Origin of the sequence: Streptomyces sp. 3N207 (genome assembly GCF_052246355.1) — a bacterium.
GTDB lineage: Bacteria > Actinomycetota > Actinomycetes > Streptomycetales > Streptomycetaceae > Streptomyces.
In genome coordinates this window covers 118,900-137,655 of record NZ_JBQQBV010000001.1, presented here as the reverse complement: position 1 = coordinate 137,655, position 18,756 = coordinate 118,900, and the positions used below count along the sequence as shown (strand labels likewise).

Sequence of the window (18,756 nt, the reverse complement as noted above, 5' to 3'; positions counted from 1 at the left end):
CTTCCGTGCCATGTCCACGGAACGAGGAATACGACGAAGGCCGGCTGCACGCGGGCCGCTCGGTGCGGTGGCGGTGCTGTTGGCCGGCGGCGCGGGAGTCCTGGCGGTCTGGCCGGGCGGGCTCGGCAGAGAAGCACCGGTACGCATCACGGACGGGACCTCAGCGTCCCTCTACCGGGAGCTGAGCGAGGTCGCCGAGGGCGGCCCCGACTGGCTGGGCGGGCTCTTCGAACTGGCCACGGAGGGCACCCTGGTCGCCCTCGGCCTGCTGCTGCTCTGGGTGGGATGGCGTGGCTGGCGCGGCGGACGTGCGAAGGACCCGCGGCTGGTGGGCGTGGTGCTGACGGGCGTCGGCACCGTCATGGCGTACGCGGCGAGCGAGGCGCTGAAGCTGGTGGTGGACGAGGAGCGGCCGTGCCGGGCGCTGGCCGGGATCGACCCCGTGGCGGAGTGTCCGCCGCCTGGCGACTGGTCGTTCCCGAGCAACCACGCCACGCTGGCCGCCGCGCTGGCCGTGGGGCTCGCCCTGACGCTGCCCCGCCTCGCGGCGGTGACGCTGCCACTGGCCGGCGCCGCGGCGCTGCTGCGCGTGCTGGTGGGAGTGCACTATCCGCACGATGTGCTGGCGGGCGCCCTGCTGGGTGCGGCATGCGCCGCCGCGGCGGTGCTGGTGTGGCCCCGGCGGCGCGTTGCGGCGCCGCCCGCCCAGCCCCTGTCCTGGAAAGAGGGTGCCCCTTCCTGACGTCCGCAGGCTGCGGGTGCTCCCCCAAGCTCTTCGAGCAGGGGGTGCCCCCAGGGCGCAGGGTGGGCAAGCGCAGCCCTCATGCCGGCAAGCACTAAGCCATGGGCGGCGGCACCAATCCCGCTTCGTGGGCCACCACGGCCGCCGCCGCGCGGTTGTCCACGCCCAAGCCTGCCAGGACGGCGCTGACATGGGCCTTCACCGTGCCCTCCACCACCCGCAGGCGCCGCGCGATCTGCGCGTTGGACAGTCCGGCGCCCAGATGGGAGAGGACCTCCCGCTCGCGGACCGTCAGCGCGTCCACCCGGGAGCGGGCGGAGGCGCGGCGGCCGGCCGTCGAACCGGCGTCGGTCGCCGCGAGATGGGCAATGACGCGGGCCGCCACCTTCGGGGAGAGATAGGCGGCTCCGTCGGCCACCGCCCGTACGCCCGCGAGCAGTTCCTCCGGCTCTCCGGCCTTGACCAGGAAACCGGCGGCGCCGCCGCTCAGCGCCTGGAGGATGTAGTCGTCCTCGCCGAACGTCGTCAGGATCACCGCGCGGGTGCCCGGTACGGTCCGGCCCAGCACGGCCAGCGTCTCGATGCCGTCGGCCTTGGGCATCCGGATGTCGAGCACGGCCACATCGGGCCGGTGCCGGCGCGCCAGTTCGACGGCCTCGTGTCCGTCCCCCGCCTCGGCGACGACCTCGATGGCGGGATCGGTGCTCAGGATCGCCCGTACGCCCGTACGCACCATGGGCTCGTCGTCGGCGATCAGTACGCGGATCGTCGGTACGGTCATCGCTCGAAGCCCCTCATGCGCGCAGCGCCTCGGCGGAGACCAGCGTGCCCGCGCGGAAGCAGAGCCGGTACGCATCGCCGGAGCGGTCGTCGAAGGGGTTGGCGGTCATCGCGTAGTACTCGCACGTGGTTCCGGCTCTCTGCGGCGGGGGCGGGGCGGCGGCGGGCCGGTGCCGGGTCTGCTCGTCGGGCAAGTACGGGGCGATCCGCGCCCGCTGCTGCCCGGCCCGCAGCCGGCCGAAGTCCTCGGCCGACAGCACCGCCCGCTCGGTGACCAGCATGTCCCACCAGGTCAGCGCCCCGCCCAACAGGGCCCCCAGGGACAGGCAGGCAGTGACGGCGGTGAGCGCCGTACGGCCCAGCCTGCGGCGGGCGTGCTGCCGCTCCAGCACCGGTCCGGCATACGGCGCGGCCGAGGCGGCCGAGGCGGCCGGCGGCTGGGGTGTCCCGGTGCGCGGGAGCATGGCCCGTACGGCGAAGCCGCCGTCCGGCGTCGGTCCGCAGCCGAACGTGCCGCCTGCCAGCCGGACCCGCTCGTCGAGGCCGATCAGCCCACGTCCGCCGACCCGCGGCCGGGCCTCCTCCGCGTTGCGCAGTACGGCGGCGGGACCGTTCTGCACCGCCACCCGTATCCCGTCCGTCTCATAGGCCACATCGACCGTGACGCCGGCACCCGGTGCGTGTTTGGCGGCGTTCGTCAGTGCCTCCTGGACGACGCGGTGCGCGGCCCGCAGCGAATGCAGCGGCGGCCCGTGCGTGTCGTCGTCCGGCTCGCTCTCGATCCGTGCCGTGACGGACAGCCCGGCGGCCGACGCCTCCTCGACCAGGCGCTGGATGCTGGTGTCCTGCGGGCGGGTGGGTGCGCCCTCAGCCGTCTCCCGCAGCACGCCGATGACTTCGCCGAGCCGGTCCACCGCCGTCTCGGCGCGGCTTCTGATGTCCTCGGCGGCCTTGCGGTGCTGAGTGTCCAGGCCGTCGGCAAGCTTGAGGGCGCCGGCGGAGAGGGCGAGCAGGCTCAGCTCATGGCCGAGCGCATCGTGCATGTCCTGTGCGATACGGGACCGTTCGCGCAGTCGCGCCTGGTCGGCGACCAGCTCGCGTTCCCGCGCCAGCTGTTCGGCCCGCTCCCAGCCTGCGCGGGCCAGCTCCTGGTACTGCCACCAGAAGCGCCCCGCGCACCACGAGAGCATCCCGGCGGTGAGCGCCACCGCCACGAACCGCGTACCCGCCGTCAGCCAGGCCGGGTGCGCGAGGGCCGCCGTCATGCTCGCGGCGAGGGCCCCGGCGAGGAACAGCCCCGGTACGCGGGCGCTGCCCGGACGCCGACCGGCGAGAAAGGCACAGCCGGCGGCCGGCGCGAGCCACCACGGTCCGGCGAGCACCCCGAGGAGCGCCGCAAGCCCGGCTGCCGCGGTGAGGGCGTGGGTGGTGAGCTGACTGCGTACAACGGTCACAGGGGCGACGGTAGAGCGCACGGGGCGGCCGGTGACACTGCCGAAAGTCGAAGAGTCACCGGCCGCGAGACCGCTTTGCGCCGCTTTCGAGTCCTACGCCGTTTTCACATCGCCCTGCGCCGTTTTCACGACGCCCTACGCCGTTTCACGTGGTCCGACGGCGGATCTTGTTACCCAGCCAGACGAGCGGGTCGTACTTCCGGTCAGCGGCCCGTTCCTTGAGCGGGATCAGGGCGTTGTCCGTGATCTTGATGTGCTCCGGGCAGACCTCCGTACAGCACTTGGTGATGTTGCAGTAGCCGAGCCCGTGGTCGTCCTGCGCCGTGGTCTTACGGTCCAGACCGGTGTCCTCGGCGGCGTCCAGCGGGTGCATGTCCAGCTCGGCGATCCGCATCAGGAACCGTGGCCCGGCGAAGGCCGTCTTGTTCTCCTCGTGGTCCCGCACCACATGGCAGGTGTCCTGACACAGGAAGCACTCGATGCACTTGCGGAACTCCTGCGAGCGCCCGACGTCCTCCTGCTGCATCCGGTACTCGCCGGGCCCGAGATCCTGCGGCGGTACGAAAGAGGGAACCTGGCGTGCCTTGTCGTAGTTGAAGCCGACGTCGGTCACCAGATCCCGGACCACCGGGAAGGCTCGCAGCGGGGTGACCGTGAGGGTCTCGGCGCGGTCGAAGACCGACATACGTGTCATACACAGCAGCCGGGGCCGCCCGTTGATCTCCGCGCTGCACGAACCGCACTTGCCGGCCTTGCAGTTCCAGCGGACCGCGAGGTCGGGGGCCTGGGTCGCCTGGAGGCGGTGGATGATGTCGAGGACGACCTCGCCCTCGTTCACCTCGACCGTGAAGTCCTCCAGGCCGCCGCCGTCCACATCGCCGCGCCAGACCTTGAAGTGCGCGTCGTAGCTCGTCTCCGGCCGCGTCGTGTCCGGGGCGCCGCCGCTCACCGCGCCGTCGATGTCCTCGGTTCCCGGCCCCGCACCGTGATGCGCTTCCGTAGTCACTCGCTCGTCAGCTCCTCGTCGGTCAGGTACTTGATCAACTCCTCCTTCTCGAACAGCTCAAGGAGGTCCTTGCGGATCGGCGGCATCTCGCGGCGCCGCAGCGCGATCCGCCCGGCGCGGCCCGCCTCGGCCTCGGCGGCTGCCGCGCCTTCGGCTGCCGCGAGCGTGCAGACGAGGTTGGCGCGGCGCCACTCGCGGTCCATCTCGGGGTAGTCGTCGCGGGTGTGCCCGCCGCGCGACTCCGTACGGTTCAGCGCGGCCCGGGCCACACACTCGCTGACCAGCAGCATGTTGCGCAGGTCGATGGCGAGGTGCCAGCCGGGGTTGAACTGCCGGTGCCCCTCCACCTTCGCGCGGCGGGCGCGTTCACGCAGCTCGGCGAGGCGCTCCAGCGCCTCGGACATCTCCTCCTCGCGGCGGATGATGCCCACCAGGTCGTTCATGGCCCGCTGGAGGTCCTGGTGCACCGCGTACGGGTTCTCGACCAGCTCCTCCGGCCCCTCGGCCGTCTCCTCGCCCGCGGGTGCCGCACCGACGCCGAAGGGCCGCAGCGCCTCGGCCGCCGCCGCGTCGATCTGCTCGTCCTCCACCCGCGGGCGCGCCTGGGCACAGCCGCGTGCGTACTCCGCGGCGTACAGCCCTGCCCGCCGTCCGAAGACCAGCAGGTCGGAGAGGGAGTTGCCGCCCAGCCGGTTGGAGCCGTGCATACCGCCGGCGACCTCACCCGCAGCGAACAGCCCCGGCACGCCCTGGGCCGCTGCGGTCTCCGATTCGACGTCCACGCCGCCCATCACGTAGTGGCAGGTCGGTCCGACCTCCATGGGCTCCGCCGTGATGTCGACGTCGGCCAGCTCGCGGAACTGGTGGTGCATGGACGGCAGCCGCCGTTTGATCGTCTCGGCGGGCATCCGGGTGGAGACGTCCAGGAAGACGCCGCCGTGCGGAGAGCCGCGCCCCGCCTTGACCTCGGCGTTGATGGCGCGCGCCACCTCGTCGCGGGGCAGCAGCTCGGGCGGGCGGCGATGCTTGTCGGGGTCCTCGTACCAGCCGTCGGCTTCCTGCTCGGACTCGGCGTACTTGTCCTTGAAGACGTCCGGGACGTAATCGAACATGAACCGCTTGCCCTCGGAGTTGCGCAGCACCCCGCCGTCACCCCGTACCGACTCGGTGACCAGGATGCCCTTCACCGACGGCGGCCAGACCATCCCCGTGGGGTGGAACTGCACGAACTCCATGTTGATCAGCGACGCCCCGGCCAGCAGCGCCAGCGCGTGCCCGTCCCCGGTGTACTCCCAGGAGTTGGAGGTCACCTTGAACGACTTGCCGATGCCACCGGTCGCCAATACCACCGCCGGTGCCTCGATGACGAAGAACCGGCCGCTCTCCCGCTCGTAGCAGAAGACACCGGAAACCCGGTCCGGCTCCCCGGCGTTCGGACCGGGCTCCTTCAGGCTGCTGGGTTCTTTCAAGACCTGGGTGACGGTGCACTCCTGGAAGACCTTGATACGGGCCTCGTAGTCACCGCTCTCCTGGTAGTCCTCCTGCTGGAGCGAGACGACCTTCTGCTGGAGCGTACGGATCAGCTCCAGGCCGGTCCGGTCGCCGACGTGCGCGAGCCGCGGATACTCGTGGCCCCCGAAGTTGCGCTGCGAGATCCGCCCGTCCGGTGTCCGGTCGAACAGGGCGCCCCAGGTCTCCAGCTCCCATACCCGGTCGGGTGCTTCGCGGGCGTGGAGCTCGGCCATCCGCCACTGGTTGAGGAACTTGCCGCCGCGCATGGTGTCGCGGAAGTGCACCTGCCAGTTGTCGCCCTCGTTGACGTTGCCCATGCTGGCGGCGATACCGCCCTCGGCCATCACCGTGTGGGCCTTGCCGAAGAGGGACTTGCAGATCACCGCGGTACGCAGGCCCTGCTCCCGTGCCTCGATCGCGGCCCGCAGTCCGGCGCCGCCCGCGCCGACGATGACGACGTCCCACTGCTGACGTTCGACGTGTGCCATGTCGCTGTTGTCCCTCTCAGAAGAGCCGCGGGTCGGTGATGGTGCCGGTGGCGAGCAGGTAGACGTAGAAGTCCGCCAGCGCCACGCTGAGCAACGAGGCCCAGGCGAGCAGCATGTGCCGCTCGTTGAGCTTTCCGACCCAGCCCCACAGCCGGTACCGCACCGGGTGCTTGGAGAAGTGCCGCAGTCTGCCGCCGACGATGTGCCGACAGGAGTGGCAGGAGAGGGTGTACGCCCAGATCAGCACGATGTTGGCGAGGAACACCAGCGTGCCCAGGCCCATATGGCCCCACTCGTACTTCTCGTCCCGGAAGCCGAGCACGGTGTCCCAGGTGAGGATCACCGCGACCAGCATCGCCGCGTAGAAGAAGTAGCGGTGGATGTTCTGCAGGATCAGCGGGAAGCGGGTCTCGCCGGTGTACTTCTTGTGCGGCTCGGCCACCGCGCAGGCCGGCGGAGAGGCCCAGAAACCGCGGTAGTACGCCTTGCGGTAGTAGTAGCAGGTGAGCCGGAAGCCCAGCGGGAAGATCAGGATGAGCAGCGCGGGCGACAGCCCCCACCACTCGCCGAACAGGCTCCAGTTGGGCCCGTCCTTCATCGTCGCGCAGTTGTCCGCCAGACAGGGCGAGTAGAACGGCGAGACGTACGGCGCGTGGTAGTAGTCCGTGTTCGCGAACGCACGCCAGGTCGAGTAGACGACGAATGCCAGCAGCCCGAGCGCTGTCGCGGCGGGCGCGAGCCACCAGCGGTCCTTGCGCAGGTGCGGTTCGGCGATGGCGGCGCGCGTGCTGGTGTGCACGCCGGTGGGCTGGGGGCCCGCGGGAGGTCGGGGCCCCGTGCTCTGTTGGGGTTCGGTGCCAGTGGCCAACGGTTTCTCCGGATGAGACGGCTGGGGTCAGGGCAGGCCCGGGCAGCCAGGGCCTGCCTTCAACGACTCGTTGTCCAACGAGTCACGGTGCGTGCCGGTCGCGCGCTCCGAGCCCCTCGTCGTCGACATCCGTCCACAAGCCCGGGTCGTAGGGCTGGTCGGGGATGGTCACCATCTCGGCGTGCGGCTCGGACATCGGCCGCGGGGCGGTTGCTCTCAGCAGGGAGAGCGACTCCTTCAGATGCTCGGCGTCGCTGCGTACCCGGCGGATCTCCAGGCCGGTGCCGATGTGACCCTCGAGTCGGCTGACGCAGCGTGCGAGATCGTCCAGACAGCGCTGAGCGGCTGTCAGTTCATCGTGCAGAGACATGGCTTGCCCACCTCCGCGGTGGTGGCGGCTTGCGTGGTCGATGCGCGTGGCGAGTGTTGCGCGTCACACTCCCGCTTGTGAAGGGTGCGACACGCCTTTCCGCCCGTACGTGACCCCGCGGGCGGCTCAGTCCCGGATCAGCGCGGAGGTGTCGAGGGCGGGGAAGGGAGCGGGGAGAGGCAGCGGGTCCCCGAGCTTGACCTCGGACGTTGTCTTGTACCGCGCCTCGCCGTCGTCACCTTCGTGTGAAACCGGGTCGGAGAACGCGTACGCCTTGCCTTCTTTGCGGTGGATCAGCACGTAGACGGGGACTCCGGCTGCGGCATAGGCCCGGTACTTCGGTCCTGAGTCCGTCTCGTGATTGCTGGAGGTGACCTCGCCGGCGAGAGCCAGCATTTCGATCGGGTACCAGCCCTTGTGAGCCTTGCGGTATGCCTCATCGACTTCGGAGGGTCTGCGACACCGGACGTAGAAGTCGGGGATCAGCAGTGCTCGGGTCTCTCCTCCCTTCACACCCGACCGATAGCCGTTGCCGAAGCCCGCCAGGCGGAAGCCAGCCGTGCGGAGCTGGAAGTACAGCTCCCCCCCGAGATCGTTGTGCTCGTCATCAGGCTGCGGCGGCACGATGACCATCCCCTCGATGTACTGCGGCCGAATCGGCTCATCGGATGCCTCTTCGAATGCGATCAGCAGGTCGACGGGGTCCATGGCCTTCTTCACCGGCTCCATCACAGGTTCGGCGGTCATCGCAGGTCCTCCTCGTGGCTCTCCCAGATTACGCCGGGGCCGGACACCCCGGGAGCATCCTGCGGCCCGGCGCGAAGCCATGTGCGGGGTTTGGGCGCTGGTTGGTCCGTACGGGTGGCGCGGGGGTGCGAGGGCGAGGGTGTGCGCCTCTGAAGCGCATGGGGGCTGCTCCGCACGAGTGGCAAGTGTGCTCCGTACGACGTGTCTTCCCGGTCTCGGGCGTGGGCTCGCTTTCAGTGGGGCGAAAAGATGTGATGAGCCGCCAAAACCGCCGAAAGTGGATGTACGCGGACGCGCGGCCAGCCCCGGAGGTTTGAGCATGCGAGCCGTCCCAGCCGAATCACGAAGGCCCCCGAGGCCGCCACAGCCAGGGGAGCCCCTCAGCCGTGCCGCGACCGTCCGGCCCTGCCGGAGCCGGCGCTGGGCGGCGGCGCTCGTCGCCGGTCTGCTGCTGCCACTGCCGCTGGCGGCCTGTGGCGGCTCGGACTCGCAGGACGCCGAGGTCAACACCGGCAGCGGCTCGGCAGACAGCGGCGGCGACGTACGCGCAACCGAGCGGCAGCAGGTCGCCTCCGGCGGCACCGTGCGCTGGGCGGTGGACGCGGCGCCCACCACTTTCAACGTCTTCCAGCCTGACTCGGCCGAGGCCACCAAGCGGGTCGCCGCCGCCACCCTGCCCACGCTGTTCACCCTCGACGAGCGCGGCCGGGCGCAGACCGACGAGAACTTTCTGCGCGATGCCGAGGTCACGGAGACCGAGCCGCGGCAGACCGTCGTCTACAAGCTCAACCCGAAGGCCCGCTGGAGCGACGGCCGCCGGCTGGGCGCGGCGGACTTCCGTGCCCAGTGGAAGGCGCTGCGCGGCAAGAACAACGCCTACTGGACGGCGCGGAACGCCGGATACGACCGTATCCGGAAGGTCACCAAGGGTGAGGGTGCCGACGAGGTCAAGGTCGTCTTCGGCAAGCCCTACGCGGACTGGCGCTCGCTGTTCACGCCGCTCTACCCCAAGCAGGCCATGAGCAAGCCCAAGGTCTTCAACGACGGCATCCGCACCGCGCTGCCCGCGGCGGCCGGCCCGTTCCGCGTCGTCAAGGCGGGCAAGAACCGTGACCGTACGGTCCTCGAACGCAACCCGCGGTGGTGGGGCGAGCGCGCCAAGCTGGACCGCATCGTGCTGACCGCCGTACCCCGCGCCAAGGCGGCCAAGGCGCTGGCGAAGGGGGAGGTGGACGTCGCCGATGTCAGCGCCGCAGCGGCCAAGCGGGTCGGCGCCGCGAACGGGCTCGGCGGCCCGGTGAGCCCGGACAGCGCCGCGGGTGCCAAGAACGCGCAGGACGCCAAGAAGCGCGAGGCCGAGCGGCGCGAGGCGCGCAAGCGGGAGGCCCGTAAGCGGTTCGGCGCCTCGGCGGCGCGGCACCTGGGCAGATACGAGGTACGCCGGGCGCTGGACCCCGCCTACACCCAGCTCACCCTCAACGGCGCCGGCGGCCCCCTCGCCGACGAGCGGGTACGCCGCGCGGTGGCTCGCGCCATCGACCGGGACGAGCTGGCCGAGAAGGCGTTCGACGGAACGGGGCTGCCGGACAAGCCGCTCGGCAGCCATCTGCGGATGACCAACCAGGACGGCTACCAGGACAACAGCGGCGACTTCGGCAGCGCGGACGCCGACTCCGCACAGTCCCTGCTGGCCGACGCGGGCTGGAAGACCGGCGGCCTCGGCGGGGCGGGCGCCGAGAAGTCCGCCGAGAACGCCCACGCAGCGCACAAGGGGGAGAAGGCACAGGACAAGGGGGAGAAGAAGGAGAAGCGGGCCGACGGCGGGCCCGCCGAGCCGTCCGCCGCGGCCGGCTCCCCCGACGCGGGGGGCGGCGCGCCCCACCGCGGGGAGGCCGAGTCGTCGGTCGTCCGGCTGACCGCCGCGCAGATCGCCCGGGTCGTCGACAAACCGCTGGGCCTCTCCGTCTCGGCCACGGCCCAGCGGGGCGCCATCCTCGCCCAGGCCGCGCACTCCAGCCTCGCCTCTGCCAGACAAGCCGGCTCCGAGCGCAAGCTGAGCCGTGCCAGGGCGGCGCTGGAGACGGCCGAAACGGTGCAGGCGACGGCCCGGGAACTACGGCTGCTGGCGGGCGACCCGGCCAGCGGGGTGCGCAGCAAGGACGGCAAGCCCCTCGCACTGCGGTTCGTCCTGCCGGGCGGCAAGGGCTCCGCACAGCTGAGGGACACCGGCAAGCGCATCGCACGGATGCTGAACGAGGTCGGCATCCGTACGCAGATCAAGGAAGTGTCCGGCGACAGCTACTTCAAGGACCACATCGCGGCGGGTGACTACGACCTGGCGCTGTACTCATGGCCCGCGACGGCGTTCCCCGCCACCGAGGCGCGGCCGATCTTCGCCAAGCCGCGGCCCGCGTCGGACGGCTCGCTGGTGGTCGAGCAGAACTACGCCCGGGTCGGTACCGACCGGATCGACCAGCTCTTCGAGCAGGCGGCGGGCGAGCTGGACGACGGACGGCGCCGGGAGCTGATGCAGAAGGCCGACCAGCGGATCTGGGCGGTGTCCGGTTCACTGCCGCTCTACCAGCGGCCCCAGCTGGTGGCGGCCAAGCGGAACCTGGTCAACGTGGGTGCCTTCGGCTTCTCCACCCCCGTCTACGAGGACATGGGCTACCGCAGGAGCTGAGCCACCCTGCCCCGCCTCACCGAGCGCCGGACGGACCGCACAGCGGCCCCGTCCGGCGCTTCGCGCGACGGCCCGTACCATGGTTGACGAGGCCGCGGCGAGTCCTGCCCGGCGTCAGGGAGCGCGAACCGGCCGCACAGGCGGTCACGCGGCCCGATCCGTCAACCCGGGAGACACCCCCCAGTGCCCACGCGCCACGACATCCGTAACGTCGCTATCGTCGCCCACGTCGACCACGGCAAGACGACCCTGGTCGACGCCATGCTCAAGCAGGCCGGCGCCTTCGCGGCCCACCAGCTCGAATCCGTCGACGACCGGGTGATGGACTCCAACGACCTGGAGCGCGAGAAGGGCATCACCATTCTCGCCAAGAACACCGCGGTCAAGTACCACCCCAAGGACGGCGGCGAGCCGGTCACCATCAACATCATCGACACCCCCGGCCACGCCGACTTCGGCGGCGAGGTCGAGCGCGGGCTGTCGATGGTGGACGCGGTCGTGCTGCTGGTGGACGCCTCCGAGGGCCCTCTGCCGCAGACCCGCTTCGTGCTCCGCAAGGCGCTCCAGGCGCGGCTCCCGGTCATCCTCTGCGTCAACAAGACGGACCGACCCGACGCCCGGATCTCCGAGGTGGTGGACGAGACCTACGACCTCTTCCTCGACCTGGACGCGGACGAGGAGCAGATCGAGTTCCCCATCGTCTACGCCTGCGCCCGCGACGGCATCGCCTCGCTGACCCAGCCCGCCGACGGCGCGGTGCCCGCGGACAGCGACAGCCTGGAGCCGTTCTTCAGCACGCTGCTGGAGACGGTGCCCGCGCCCACGTACGAGGAGAACGCGCCGCTCCAGGCGCACGTCACCAACCTGGACGCCGACAACTTCCTGGGCCGGATCGCGCTGCTGCGCGTCAAGGAGGGCTCGCTGAAGAAGGGCCAGACCGTGGCCTGGATGAAGCGGGACGGCTCCGTGCACAACGTGCGGATCACCGAGCTGCTGATGACCGAGGCGCTGACCCGCAAGCCCGCTGCCGAGGCCGGTCCCGGCGACATCTGCGCGGTCGCCGGCATTCCGGACATCATGATCGGCGAGACGCTCGCGGACGCCGAGAACCCGGTCGCGCTGCCGCTGATCACCGTCGACGAGCCGGCCATCTCCATGACCATCGGCACCAACACCTCGCCGCTGGTGGGCAAGGGCGGCAAGGGCCACAAGGTCACCGCGCGGCTGGTCAAGGACCGGCTGGAGCGCGAGCTGATCGGCAACGTCTCGCTGCGGGTGCTGCCCACCGAGCGTCCCGACGCCTGGGAGGTGCAGGGCCGCGGTGAGCTGGCGCTGGCCATCCTGGTGGAGACGATGCGCCGGGAGGGCTTCGAGCTGACCGTCGGCAAGCCGGAGGTCGTCACCCGCGAGATAGACGGCAAGCTGCACGAGCCGGTCGAGCGGATGACCATCGACGCCCCCGAGGAGCACCTGGGCGCCATCACCCAGCTCATGGCGACCCGCAAGGGCCGCATGGAGACCATGACCAACCACGGCTCCGGCTGGGTGCGCATGGAGTGGCTCGTCCCCTCCCGCGGGCTGATCGGCTTCCGTACGGAGTTCCTGACCGAGACCCGCGGCACCGGCATCGCCCACTCGATCTTCGAGGGGCACGAGCCGTGGTTCGGCGAGCTGCGGACGCGGCGCAGCGGGTCGCTGGTGGCGGACCGCTCCGGGACCGCGACGCCGTTCGCGATGATGAACCTCCAGGAGCGCGGCACCATCTTCATCGAACCGGGCACCGAGGTGTACGAGGGCATGATCGTCGGAGAGAACTCCCGCTCCGACGACATGGACGTCAACATCACCAAGGAGAAGAAGCTCACCAACATGCGGGCCGCCTCCGCCGATACGACGGAGAACCTGGTACCGCCGCGGAAGCTCTCCCTGGAGCAGGCGCTGGAGTTCTGCCGTGAGGACGAGTGCATCGAGGTGACGCCGGAGACGGTGCGCATCCGGAAGGTCAACCTGGACATGAAGGAGCGGGCCCGCGCCGCCGCGCGCGCGAAGCGGTAGCGAACTTTCGGGCTGCGGAATGCTGTGATGCGGCCGGACTGATGTGAAGGGGACCCACCCTGCGGGTGGGTCCCCTTCGCGCATTCCGAGGGGCGCCCTGCGCGGCAGCCCCCGAACGGGTGCCGGGGGGTGGGATGGCGGGCAAGGCAGCCAGGCATATGGTGTCAAAAGGTGTTATGTGGGTGGGAGGCGTACCCGGACCCACAGCGCACCCAGGAGGCACCCATGTGTGGAGCCACCCGCACCACCATGACCAGGCGGGCGCTCGCCGCCGCCGGGGCGGTCGCTCTGACGGCAACGGCGTGTGGCGGCGGCTCCAGCGCCGGGAGTGCCGCGGGCGGCGCGCAGAGCGGGGTCGTACGGGCGTTCTGGACCGATCCGCAGCATCCGGTCGAGCCCGCCAACACCAACGAGGTGCAGGGCGGCAAGGTCCTCGACATGATTTCCCGGGGGCTGAAGAAGTACAACCCGACCACGGGCGAGGCCGAGAACGCCGTCGCCGAATCCATCGAGTCCGACGACCAGCAGAACTTCACCATCAAGCTGAAGAAGGGCTGGAAGTTCTCCGACGGCACACCCGTGACGGCCAAGTCCTTCGTGGACGCCTGGAACTACGGGGCACTGGTCACCAACAAGCAGATCAACTCGTACTTCTTCCAGTTCATCGAGGGCTACGAGGACGTTCACCCCGAGAAGGGGAAGCCCAAGGCGAAGAAGCTCTCCGGGCTGAAGGTGCAGGACGACCGCACCTTCACGGCGAAGCTCAACCAGAAGTTCTCCCTCTGGCCGCAGACCCTCGGATACAGCGCCTACGCACCACTGCCGAAGTCGTTCTTCACCGACCACGGCAGCTGGCTGAAGAAGCCCGTCGGAAACGGCCCGTACAAGGTGGACTCCTACACCAAGGGCCAGTCGATGCAGCTTTCCCGGAACAAGTACTACGCGGGGAAGGACAAGCCCCGGAACAAGGGCGTCGAGCTGAAGGTCTACACCGACCAGAACACCGGCTACACGGATCTGCAGGCCGGAAATCTGGACGTCGTCGACGAACTCCCCGCCGCGCAGCTCAAGAACGCCAAGCGGGACCTGAACGGCCGCTACATCAACCAGCCCGCGGGCATCACCCAGACCATCTCCTTCCCCATGTACGACAAGAAGTGGCAGGGCAAGAAGGCCGCGATGGTGCGCCGCGGACTCTCCAAGGCGATCGACCGGAGAGAGGTGACCGACAAGATCTACCACGGCACCCGTGAACCGGCGACCGACCTGACCTCCCCCGTGCTGAAGACCACCGGCGGCTACAAGCCCGGACTCTGCGGCGATGCGTGCGAATACGACCCCAAGGGCGCGAAGAAGCTCATCAAACAGGGCGGCGGGCTGCCCGGCGGAAAGATCACCCTGACCTCCAACGTCGACACCGGCTCACACCGGCAGTGGATGGAGGCCGTCTGCAACAGCATCAACAGCACGCTCGGCAAGAACAACGCCTGCACCGTCAACCCGGTGCCGACGTTCAGTGAATTCCGCTCCGACATCTCCGACAAGAAGATGAAGGGGATGTTCCGGACCGGCTGGCAGATGGACTATCCACTCATCCAGAACTTCATCCAGCCCATCTACTACACGGACGCCTCCTCCAACGACTCGGGCTTCTCCGAGCCCAAGGTCGACCAGCTCATCGACAAGGCGAACGAGGCCACCGCCGAGAAGTCCGCCGTCGGCCTCTTCCAGCAGGCGGAGAAGCGCATCATGGACGCCTTCCCCTCGATTCCGCTGTGGTACCAGAACGGGAACGCGGGATACTCCAGCCGCGTCAGCAACGTCAGACTCAACCCCTTCTCCGTACCGGTCTTCACCGACATCAAGGTCAAGTGAGCCGCAGTGGGGCGCTACGTCACCAGACGACTGCTCCAGATGATCCCGGTCTTCGCCGGGACCACCTTCCTCATCTTCGTGATGGTGTACGCCGTCGGGGACCCGGTCAACGCGATGTTCGGGGAGCGGGCTCCCGACCCGGCCACCGCTCAGCAATTGCGCAAGGAATTCAATCTCGACAAGCCCATCTGGCAGCAGTACGGGCTCTACATGGGCAAGATCTTCACCGGTGACTTCGGGAACGCATTCACCGGGCAGCCGGTGACGGAGCTGATGCGCACGGCCTTTCCCATCACGATCCGGCTCGCCGTCGTGGCCGTCGTCTTCGAGATCATCTTCGGCATCGTGCTGGGCGTGGTCACCGGGCTGCGGCGCGGGCGGCCGGTGGACTCCGGGGTACTGATGCTGACCCTCGTCGTCATCTCCGTACCGACGTTCGTGACCGGCAGCCTCGCGCAGTATCTGCTCGGTGTGAAATGGGGCTTGATCTCCCCCGCGGTCTCGCCCGCGGCGCCGGTGGGTGAGTTGCTGCTGCCCGGCCTCGTCCTCGCGCTGGTCTCGCTCGCCTACGTCACCCGGCTTACCCGGACGTCGATCGCGGAGAACGCCCGTGCCGACTATGTGCGGACCGCCATCGCAAAAGGGCTGTCGCGGCGGCGGGTGACGGTGCGGCATCTGCTGCGCAATTCGTTGATCCCTGTCGTCACCTTTCTGGGTACGGACGTCGGCAACTTGATGGCCGGGGCGCTGGTGACCGAGCGGATCTTCAACATCCAGGGCGTGGGCTTTCAGCTGTGGCAGGGCATCGTCCGGCAGAACTCGCCAACGGTTGTCGGGTTCGTGACCATCCTCGTCATCGTCTTTCTCCTCGCGAACCTGCTTGTCGATCTGTTGTACGCGGTGCTTGACCCGAGGATCCGCTATGCGTAACCCACCCTCCCCCAGCCTCCGACCGGGAGGTGCCCCCAACCCGTACGCCGCCGACGGCGCTGTTCGCCCTCGCGCTGCTCGTCGGCCGCTCGCCGTTGCCGCGGAGAAGAAGCCCGCCGCGGAGAAGAGTTCCGCGGCAGGGAGGGGGTCCGTGTGACGGGGACGCCTGCTATCGAAGGGCCCGGTGAGGCTACGGAGGTCGCCGAGAAGGAGGGGGAACGGACCGAGGGGGCGCCGCCGCCCCCCGCACCGGGGCCTGGCCGCGCACGGAGTCTGTGGTCCGACGCGTGGTACGACCTGCGCCGCAACCCGGTGTTCGTGATTGCGGGGCTCCTCATCACATTTCTGGTGCTCATCTCGATCTGGCCGGGCCTCATCGCCTCGCGGGACCCGCTCTCCTGCCGGCTCGGCCGCTCCCTCGACCCGTCCTCCGCGGGGCACTGGTTCGGTTATGACACGCAGGGCTGCGACGTCTATACGCGGGTCGTCTACGGGGCCCGTACGTCGGTGACGGTCGGCGTCTGCGCCACGGCGGGGGTCGCGGTGCTGGGCAGCCTGCTGGGCGGGCTCGCCGGGTTCTTCGGCGGGGTGTGGGACGCGTTGCTCTCCCGCGCTACCGATATCTTCTTCGGCATCCCGATCGTGCTGGGTGGTCTGGTGTTCCTCTCCATGACCGGCAGCCGTTCCGTGTGGACGGTGGTCACCTTCATCGTGCTGCTGGGCTGGCCGCAGGTGGCCCGTATCGCGCGTGGGTCCGTCATCACCGTCAAGCAGAACGACTACGTACAGGCGGCACGGGCCCTGGGTGCCGGGAATGCGCGGATGATGGTGCGGCACATCCTGCCGAACGCCATCGCACCGGTGATCGTGACCGCGACCATCGCGCTGGGCACCTACATCGCGCTGGAGGCCACGCTCAGTTATCTCGGCGTCGGGCTCCAGCCGCCCACCGTCTCCTGGGGTGCGGACATCTCGGCGGCCTCCCAGGGCATGCAGTTCCGCAACGCGCCGCACATCCTGCTCTATCCGGCCGCCGCGCTCAGCCTCACCGTGCTGGCGTTCATCATGCTCGGCGACGCGGTGCGTGACGCCCTCGACCCGAAGCTGAGGTGAGCGCGGTGAGCCTGCTGGAAGTCCGTGACCTGCATGTCGAGTTCCGTACCCGGGACGGTGTGGCCCAGGCCGTCAACGGCGTGAGCTACAGCGTCGAGGCGGGGGAGACGCTGGCGGTGCTGGGCGAGTCGGGATCGGGCAAGTCGGTGACAGCGCAGACGATCATGGGCATCCTCGACATGCCACCGGGACGTATCACGGGCGGGGAGATCATCTTCCAGGGGCGGGATCTGCTGGGGCTCCCCGAGGAGCAGCGGCGGAAGATTCGCGGCTCGAAGATGGCGATGATCTTCCAGGACGCGCTCTCGGCGCTCAATCCGGTGCTGACGGTGGGCTATCAGCTGGGTGAGATGTTCCGCGTCCACCAGGGCCTGAGCCGCAAGGAGGCCAAGGCCCGCGCCGTGGAGCTGATGGAGCGGGTACGTATCCCTGCGGCACGGCAGCGGGTGGGGGACTTTCCGCACCAGTTCAGCGGGGGCATGCGGCAGCGGATCATGATCGCGATGGCACTGGCGCTGGAGCCGGACCTGATCATCGCGGACGAGCCGACGACGGCGCTGGATGTGACCGTGCAGGCGCAGGTGATGGAGCTGCTGGCCGAGCTGCAGCGGGAATTCACCATGGGGCTCATCCTCATCACCCATGACCTGGGTGTGGTCGCGGACGTGGCCGACAAGATCGCGGTGATGTACGCGGGCCGTATCGTCGAGACGGCCCCGGTCGAGGAGATCTACCGGTCACCCGCGCATCCGTACACCAAGGGCCTGCTCGACTCGATCCCGCGCCTGGACCAGAAAGGGCAGCAGCTCGACGTCATCCGGGGGATGCCGCCCAGCCTGCTGGAGATCCCGCCCGCCTGCGCCTACAACCCGCGCTGCCCCATGGCACGCGCCGTGTGCCGTATGGACGAGCCGCCGTTGTACGAGGTCTCCGGACAGCGGCGCAGCGCCTGCCACTTCTGGGAGGAGATGTTCGATGCACGCTGACCGCTCGGGGCGCAGCCTGGTACGGGAGGAAGGCTGGGAGGCGCGAATGCTGCTGACCAGCTCCCGGGCGGAGAAGGCGCGCGCGGGGCGGGAGACCCTCCTGGAGGTACGTGACCTGGTCAAGCACTTCCCGCTGACGCAGGGCGTCCTCTTCAAGCGGCAGATCGGTGCCGTCAGGGCCGTCGACGGGATCTCCTTCGACCTGCACAAGGGGGAGACGCTGGGCATCGTGGGCGAGTCCGGCTGCGGCAAGTCGACCGTCGCCAAGCTGGTCACCCATCTCGAACAGCCCACCGCGGGCACCATCCGCTACAAGGGCGACGACATCACCAAGCTGTCCGGGCGGGGAATGAAGGCGGTGCGGCGGAACATTCAGATGGTCTTCCAGGACCCGTACACGTCGTTGAATCCGCGAATGACGGTGGGCGACATCGTGGGGGAGCCGTTCGACATCCATCCGGAGGTGGCGCCGAAGGGGGACCGGCGGCGGAAGGTGCAGGAACTGCTGGATGTGGTCGGGCTCAATCCCGAGTACATCAACCGGTATCCGCATCAGTTCAGCGGCGGTCAGCGGCAGCGGATCGGGATCGCGCGGGGGCTGACGCTGCGTCCGGAGATCATCGTGGCCGATGAGCCGGTCTCCGCGCTGGATGTGTCGGTGCAGGCCCAGGTGGTCAATCTGATGGACCGGCTGCAGGACGAGTTCGGGCTGTCCTACATGTTCATCGCCCACGACCTGTCCATCGTCCGGCACATCTCCGACCGTGTCGCCGTGATGTATCTCGGCAAGATCGTGGAGATCGGCACCGAGACCGAGATCTACGAGCACCCGACGCATCCCTACACCCAGGCGCTGCTGTCGGCCGTTCCTGTACCCGACCCGCAGACGGAGGTGGGGCGGGAGCGCATCGTGCTCGAAGGCGATGTGCCCTCGCCGGCGAACCCGCCCTCGGGCTGTCGCTTCCGCACCCGCTGCTGGAAGGCCCAGCAGCGCTGCGCCGAGGAGGAGCCGGCCCTGGCCGTGCCGGAGAACTTCGCCGACACCCTCCCGGACCAGCCTGTGCACCACCCTTCGGCCTGCCATTTCGCCGCCGAGCGCACCGCGGTGGTCCCCCCGGCGGTCGGCTGAGACCAGGACCGCCGGTCG

General features: G+C 69.5%; 15 protein-coding genes. 8 read left to right on the top strand and 7 right to left on the bottom strand.

Features of this window, described 5'->3' with window-relative positions; translation table 11 throughout:
- Positions 1-10 precede the first annotated feature (10 nt).
- Complete coding sequence (locus tag ACTWP9_RS00610; RefSeq protein ID WP_443243915.1) at positions 11-742, top strand: phosphatase PAP2 family protein; 732 nt, start codon at positions 11-13, stop codon at positions 740-742.
- Between the two features lie 94 nt (positions 743-836).
- Here the strand turns inward: ACTWP9_RS00610 and ACTWP9_RS00605 are convergent, their stop codons facing one another.
- The 7 genes from ACTWP9_RS00605 to ACTWP9_RS00575 all read right to left on the bottom strand — a co-directional run bounded on the left by ACTWP9_RS00605 (position 837) and on the right by ACTWP9_RS00575 (position 7,967).
- Positions 837-1,523, bottom strand: coding sequence for a response regulator (locus ACTWP9_RS00605; protein ID WP_443243914.1), 687 nt, complete (start codon positions 1,521-1,523; stop codon positions 837-839).
- 13 nt (positions 1,524-1,536) lie between these two features.
- The gene (locus ACTWP9_RS00600) at positions 1,537-2,976 is read right to left on the bottom strand and encodes a sensor histidine kinase (protein ID WP_443243913.1); all 1,440 of its coding nucleotides are present in this window, start codon (positions 2,974-2,976) and stop codon (positions 1,537-1,539) included.
- A gap of 145 nt (positions 2,977-3,121) precedes the next feature.
- On the bottom strand, positions 3,122-3,925 hold the full coding sequence (locus ACTWP9_RS00595; protein WP_443244366.1) for a succinate dehydrogenase/fumarate reductase iron-sulfur subunit: 804 nt from the start codon (positions 3,923-3,925) through the stop codon (positions 3,122-3,124).
- Between the two features lie 53 nt (positions 3,926-3,978).
- Positions 3,979-5,982, bottom strand: a complete 2,004-nt coding sequence (locus tag ACTWP9_RS00590; protein WP_443243912.1) for a fumarate reductase/succinate dehydrogenase flavoprotein subunit — start codon at positions 5,980-5,982, stop codon at positions 3,979-3,981.
- Positions 5,983-5,998: 16 nt separating this feature from the next.
- Complete coding sequence (locus tag ACTWP9_RS00585; RefSeq protein ID WP_443243911.1) at positions 5,999-6,850, bottom strand: hypothetical protein; 852 nt, start codon at positions 6,848-6,850, stop codon at positions 5,999-6,001.
- Positions 6,851-6,932: 82 nt separating this feature from the next.
- Positions 6,933-7,220, bottom strand: a complete 288-nt coding sequence (locus tag ACTWP9_RS00580; protein WP_443243910.1) for a hypothetical protein — start codon at positions 7,218-7,220, stop codon at positions 6,933-6,935.
- A gap of 126 nt (positions 7,221-7,346) precedes the next feature.
- Positions 7,347-7,967: a Uma2 family endonuclease gene (locus ACTWP9_RS00575; RefSeq protein WP_443243909.1), complete on the bottom strand. Its 621-nt coding sequence runs from the start codon at positions 7,965-7,967 to the stop codon at positions 7,347-7,349.
- Between the two features lie 319 nt (positions 7,968-8,286).
- Here ACTWP9_RS00575 and ACTWP9_RS00570 point away from each other — a divergent pair, with 319 nt between their 5' ends.
- The 7 genes from ACTWP9_RS00570 to ACTWP9_RS00540 all read left to right on the top strand — a co-directional run bounded on the left by ACTWP9_RS00570 (position 8,287) and on the right by ACTWP9_RS00540 (position 18,738).
- Positions 8,287-10,650, top strand: a complete 2,364-nt coding sequence (locus tag ACTWP9_RS00570) for an ABC transporter family substrate-binding protein (RefSeq protein ID WP_443243908.1) — start codon at positions 8,287-8,289, stop codon at positions 10,648-10,650.
- 183 nt (positions 10,651-10,833) lie between these two features.
- Positions 10,834-12,705 (top strand): translational GTPase TypA, encoded by a 1,872-nt coding sequence (gene typA / locus ACTWP9_RS00565; protein ID WP_443243907.1) that lies wholly within the window; start codon positions 10,834-10,836, stop codon positions 12,703-12,705.
- Positions 12,706-12,930: 225 nt separating this feature from the next.
- The gene (locus ACTWP9_RS00560; protein ID WP_443243906.1) at positions 12,931-14,580 is read left to right on the top strand and encodes a peptide ABC transporter substrate-binding protein; all 1,650 of its coding nucleotides are present in this window, start codon (positions 12,931-12,933) and stop codon (positions 14,578-14,580) included.
- A gap of 6 nt (positions 14,581-14,586) precedes the next feature.
- Positions 14,587-15,510: an ABC transporter permease gene (locus ACTWP9_RS00555; protein ID WP_443243905.1), complete on the top strand. Its 924-nt coding sequence runs from the start codon at positions 14,587-14,589 to the stop codon at positions 15,508-15,510.
- A 153-nt stretch (positions 15,511-15,663) separates the two neighbouring features.
- Positions 15,664-16,623 carry an ABC transporter permease gene (locus ACTWP9_RS00550; protein ID WP_443243904.1) on the top strand — a complete coding sequence of 320 codons (960 nt, stop codon included), beginning with the start codon at positions 15,664-15,666 and terminating at the stop codon, positions 16,621-16,623.
- Positions 16,624-16,628: 5 nt separating this feature from the next.
- Positions 16,629-17,609, top strand: coding sequence for an ABC transporter ATP-binding protein (locus ACTWP9_RS00545; RefSeq protein ID WP_443243903.1), 981 nt, complete (start codon positions 16,629-16,631; stop codon positions 17,607-17,609).
- Entirely contained in the window at positions 17,599-18,738 is a 1,140-nt protein-coding gene (locus ACTWP9_RS00540) for an ABC transporter ATP-binding protein (RefSeq protein WP_443243902.1), read from the top strand. The genes ACTWP9_RS00545 and ACTWP9_RS00540 overlap by 11 nt, the downstream gene beginning before the upstream one ends.
- Positions 18,739-18,756: the final 18 nt, after the last annotated feature.

Coding starts and splice junctions, on each gene's coding strand:
- ACTWP9_RS00560 (WP_443243906.1), top strand. CDS start 12,931: ATGTGTGGAGCCACCCGCACCACCATGACCAGGCGGGCGCTCGCCGCC.
- ACTWP9_RS00570 (WP_443243908.1), top strand. CDS start 8,287: ATGCGAGCCGTCCCAGCCGAATCACGAAGGCCCCCGAGGCCGCCACAG.
- ACTWP9_RS00580 (WP_443243910.1), bottom strand. CDS start 7,220: ATGTCTCTGCACGATGAACTGACAGCCGCTCAGCGCTGTCTGGACGAT.
- ACTWP9_RS00610 (WP_443243915.1), top strand. CDS start 11: ATGTCCACGGAACGAGGAATACGACGAAGGCCGGCTGCACGCGGGCCG.
- ACTWP9_RS00575 (WP_443243909.1), bottom strand. CDS start 7,967: ATGACCGCCGAACCTGTGATGGAGCCGGTGAAGAAGGCCATGGACCCC.
- ACTWP9_RS00605 (WP_443243914.1), bottom strand. CDS start 1,523: ATGACCGTACCGACGATCCGCGTACTGATCGCCGACGACGAGCCCATG.
- ACTWP9_RS00540 (WP_443243902.1), top strand. CDS start 17,599: ATGCACGCTGACCGCTCGGGGCGCAGCCTGGTACGGGAGGAAGGCTGG.
- ACTWP9_RS00590 (WP_443243912.1), bottom strand. CDS start 5,982: ATGGCACACGTCGAACGTCAGCAGTGGGACGTCGTCATCGTCGGCGCG.